The following is a 3741-nucleotide window of genomic DNA, read 5'->3' on the forward strand; positions in this document are numbered from 1 at the left end:
TGCGCGCGCAAGTCATCGATCGCGCGCTTGAGAGACCGGAACCCCACGTCCAGATGGCGCGAATCCGCGACCGGATCGGCAAAGCCAGCCCGCTGCAGCAATTGCGCCCCGGCGCGGACGTCCACCATCGGATGCACGCGGGCCGCCGGGCGCTCGCCATCACCTGCCAGCATCGCCGCGCGAAGAGCGGGCAGGCTGCCCGCGCCGCAGAAGCTGGCGATCGCCAGGCCACCGGGGGCAAGGGCATTGCGCATGTGGATCAGCGTGCCAGGCAGATCGTTCACCGTGTCCAAGGTCGAGAGGCTGACGATGAGGTCATAGCCGCCGGAAGGGAACGGCAGCTGTTCGTCAAAGCCGAGCGCCGGTTCCTCCTGCACGACCTGGATGCCTTGGGCCGCCAGGGCATCGCCCAGGACCGCGCCGGTATCGCCGATCAGCAGCGCGCGGGCCGGTTGATGCCGTACGAAGGCCAGGCGTTCCAGCACATCTTCCAACATGTCATCGAGCAGGTAGCGCGGGGCGTCGGCTTGCTGCTGGGCATGAAGCATCCGCCGGCGGGCAGCGATGCGACGGTGCGGGGAGAAGATCTGCGGAAGCTGTTGGTCGGCCATGGCGTTTCCGTGCCCGACGACACCCGCAGTCGCAAGCGATAGGGAGGCGTTTGCGCGCGGTTAGCGATGCGCTAGCGGTGCGGCGTGCTGCCCATCCTCGCCCCACTTGTCGATTTCGTGTTCCCGCCACGCTGTCCTTTGTGTGGCGATGGGGTGAGCACGCAGGGAGGGCTCTGCGCCGAATGCTGGGGTGAATTGGCGATACCTGGAGAACCGAGCTGCACCGCCTGTGGTCGACCGTTTGGCGAGGGGGTGCCGCCCGGTGCGATGTGCGCGCCATGTCTGGCCGATCCTCCCCGTCACGCCGGGATTGCCGCCGCTACGCTGTACAACGATGCCTCGCGCAAGCTCGTCCTGGCGTTCAAACATGGCAGCCGCCTTGGTCTTGCGACGATGATGGCACGGTTGATCGCCGCGCGCCTGGCAGTCAGCCCGCGGGAAGATTGGCTCATCATCCCGGTGCCGCTGCATCGCTGGCGACTGTGGCGCCGGGGATACAATCAGGCCGCCGTGCTGGCGCAAGAGTTGCGGCGCCTGGGTGTAGGACCGGTGCTGGTCGACGGCCTGATCCGTCATCGCGCCACCGTCAGCCTTGGCGGACTGGGCAAGCGGGGCCGCAAACGCGAGTTGAGCGGAGCGATCCGCATCAACGAGGCGCGGGCGGAGAGCATCAGAGGGCGCTCGGTATTGCTGGTGGACGATGTGCTGACGAGCGGCGCCACCAGTGATGCCTGTGTCAGCGCGCTGCAGCGGGGTGGTGCGGTCAAAGTAAAGATCGCCTGCTTCGCCCGTGTGCTAGACGAGGCCTTGCCTTTCGCCTGACATTGCAAAGAAAAACGCCCGAGGGGTTAGCCTCGGGCGTTCTCGTGACGAAACTCATTAAGACCCTGCAGAGCAGTTCAGCGGCCCCCTGTCGACCGCTTGGTCTGATCCCTCAATCTTGGCCCGATCCCCCTTGCGGTGTGACCGGAATTCCCTGAACCGTGGCGCTTGGACGTCTGCACCTGATCGGCTAATTTGCAGCCCCCCGGCTGCGAGACCAGTGATCTCTCTAAACCGCTTGCTTGAAAAGCGGCTTTGCGTATTCAGCCGTATTTTGAGCGACGCCTGTGGTTATCGTGCAACAATTCGATACATCACTGGGAACAACATGCGGACAATGGGCAGCCCTATGGATCAGAGCGAGAAGAGCCAGCTGGAAAATGGCGACGTGTTCACCCCACGCTTCGATGCCAATGGCTTGGTGGTGGGCATCGCCATGGACGCCGACTCACGCAATGTCTTGATGGTGGCGTTCATGGATGCCGAAGCGGTCGCCCGCACGCGGGAGACCGGACTGGCGCATTTCCACTCGCGGTCACGCGGGCGGCTCTGGCTGAAGGGGGAAACGTCCGGGCATGTGTTGAAGGTGCGCGATATCCTGGTCGATTGCGATCAGGACGCGCTGGTCATGCTGGTAGAGCCGCAGGGGCCGGCCTGCCACACCGGCGCGACATCGTGCTTCTATCGCCGATTGGTGGATGGCAAGCTGGAGCCCGTGGCCGACTAAGCCAGGATTTCGTCGAAGAGGTTGCGCATCGCCAGCCAGCTCTGCCGGTCGGCGCTGGCATTATAGGCGATCGCCGCCATTCCGCGCGCGTCACTGCCGGGATCGGTGAAGCCGTGGCGCACGCCGCTGTAAGCGTGGAAGTGCCAATCGGCCCCGGCCGCGTCCATTTCCCCCCAAAACGCCAGAACCTGTTCGCGGGGAACCAGCGGGTCGGCATCGCCATGACAGACAAGAAGCCGCGCCTTGATCGCGTTCGGCTGCGCAGGCTTGGCGGTGGTGAGCAGCCCGTGAAAGCTTACAGAAGCAAACAGGTCATGCCCCGCACGCGCGCATTCCAGTGCGGCCTGACCACCCATGCAATAGCCGATCGCGGCGATCGGCAGGCCCTGCGCCTCGGGCAGCCCGCGCAGGGCATCCACGGCGGCGGTAAGCCGGGCGCGATAGTGGTCCGTATTGGCGCGCAAGGCGTCGGCCAGCGGACCAGCCGCGGCGAAATCCGTGACCGGCTCGCCATAGAAGTCGGCAATGAACGCCAGATAGCCCAGGTCCGCCAGCATCGCCGCGCGCCGTTCGGTCGCCGGAGTGACGTTCGCGATCGTGGGAAAGACGAGGATGGCGGCGCGGGGCGTACCTTGTGGACGCGCCAGCCACCCTGTCAGTCGCGTATCACCGTGGCTGTATGCGATCTGCTCCAGTGCCGTCATTCGGGCAGGAAGTCCGGCACGGAAAGATAGCGCTCACCCGTGTCGTAATTGAAGCCCAGCACGCGGCTCCCGGCGGGCAGTTCCTTCAGCTTGGCGGCGATCGCTGCCAGCGTGGCGCCGGAACTGATGCCCACCAGGATGCCTTCCTCGCTGGCGCAGCGGCGTGCCATCTCCTTGGCGTCTGCGGGATCGACCTGGATCGCGCCGTCGATCGCCTGGGTATGCAGGTTCGACGGGATAAAGCCTGCACCGATGCCCTGGATGGGGTGAGGGCCGGGCTGACCACCCGAAATGACCGGAGAGAGCGTAGGCTCAACGGCGAACGCTTTTAGCGAGGGCCAATCCTGCTTCAAACGCTCCGCGCAGCCGGTCAGGTGGCCGCCGGTGCCGACGCCCGTGATCATCACGTCGATCGGGGCGTCCGCAAAGTCGTTAAGGATTTCCAGCGCGGTCGTGCGAACGTGGATATCCACGTTGGCGGGGTTATCGAACTGCTGGGCCATCCACGCGCCGGGGGTTTGATCCACCAGTTCCCGGGCCCGCTCGATAGCGCCCTTCATGCCCTTCTCCTTGGGCGTCAGATCGAAGGTAGCGCCATAAGCCAGCATGAGGCGGCGCCGTTCCAGCGACATCGATTCGGGCATGACGAGGACGAGCTTGTACCCCTTCACCGCCGCCACCATGGCGAGGCCAATGCCGGTGTTGCCAGAGGTCGGCTCGATGATCGTGCCGCCCGGCTTCAGGCTGCCATCCTTTTCCGCCGCGACGATCATGGCGAGGCCGATGCGGTCCTTGATGGAGCCGCCGGGATTCGCGCGCTCGTTCTTTACCCAGACCTCATGGTCCGGGAACAAGCGCGAGAGGCGGATATGCGGCG

Annotated in this window: 5 protein-coding genes; 2 read left to right on the plus strand and 3 right to left on the minus strand. The window is 65.2% G+C overall.

Going from position 1 to position 3741, the window contains the following annotated elements; genetic code table 11:
• A partial coding sequence (locus ACHWRX_RS06230) for a methyltransferase domain-containing protein (RefSeq protein ID WP_394658527.1) occupies positions 1-611 on the minus strand: 611 nt, incomplete at its 3' end.
• Positions 612-728: 117 nt separating this feature from the next.
• On the opposite strand from ACHWRX_RS06230, the gene ACHWRX_RS06235 reads away from it, so the two are divergent.
• Entirely contained in the window at positions 729-1433 is a 705-nt protein-coding gene (locus tag ACHWRX_RS06235) for a double zinc ribbon domain-containing protein (protein ID WP_394658531.1), read from the plus strand.
• A gap of 349 nt (positions 1434-1782) precedes the next feature.
• Complete coding sequence (gene hisI / locus ACHWRX_RS06240; protein ID WP_394658528.1) at positions 1783-2160, plus strand: phosphoribosyl-AMP cyclohydrolase; 378 nt, start codon at positions 1783-1785, stop codon at positions 2158-2160.
• Here the strand turns inward: hisI and ACHWRX_RS06245 are convergent.
• Positions 2157-2864 carry a dienelactone hydrolase family protein gene (locus tag ACHWRX_RS06245; protein ID WP_394658529.1) on the minus strand — a complete coding sequence of 236 codons (708 nt, stop codon included), beginning with the start codon at positions 2862-2864 and terminating at the stop codon, positions 2157-2159. The two genes, hisI and ACHWRX_RS06245, sit on opposite strands and share 4 nt — an antisense overlap.
• Positions 2861-3741 (minus strand): cysteine synthase A (gene cysK, locus ACHWRX_RS06250; protein WP_394658530.1); only part of this gene is annotated, 881 nt, incomplete at its 5' end. The genes cysK and ACHWRX_RS06245, both read right to left, overlap by 4 nt.

Source organism: uncultured Novosphingobium sp., from assembly GCF_964277725.1.
GTDB lineage: Bacteria > Pseudomonadota > Alphaproteobacteria > Sphingomonadales > Sphingomonadaceae > Novosphingobium > Novosphingobium fluoreni.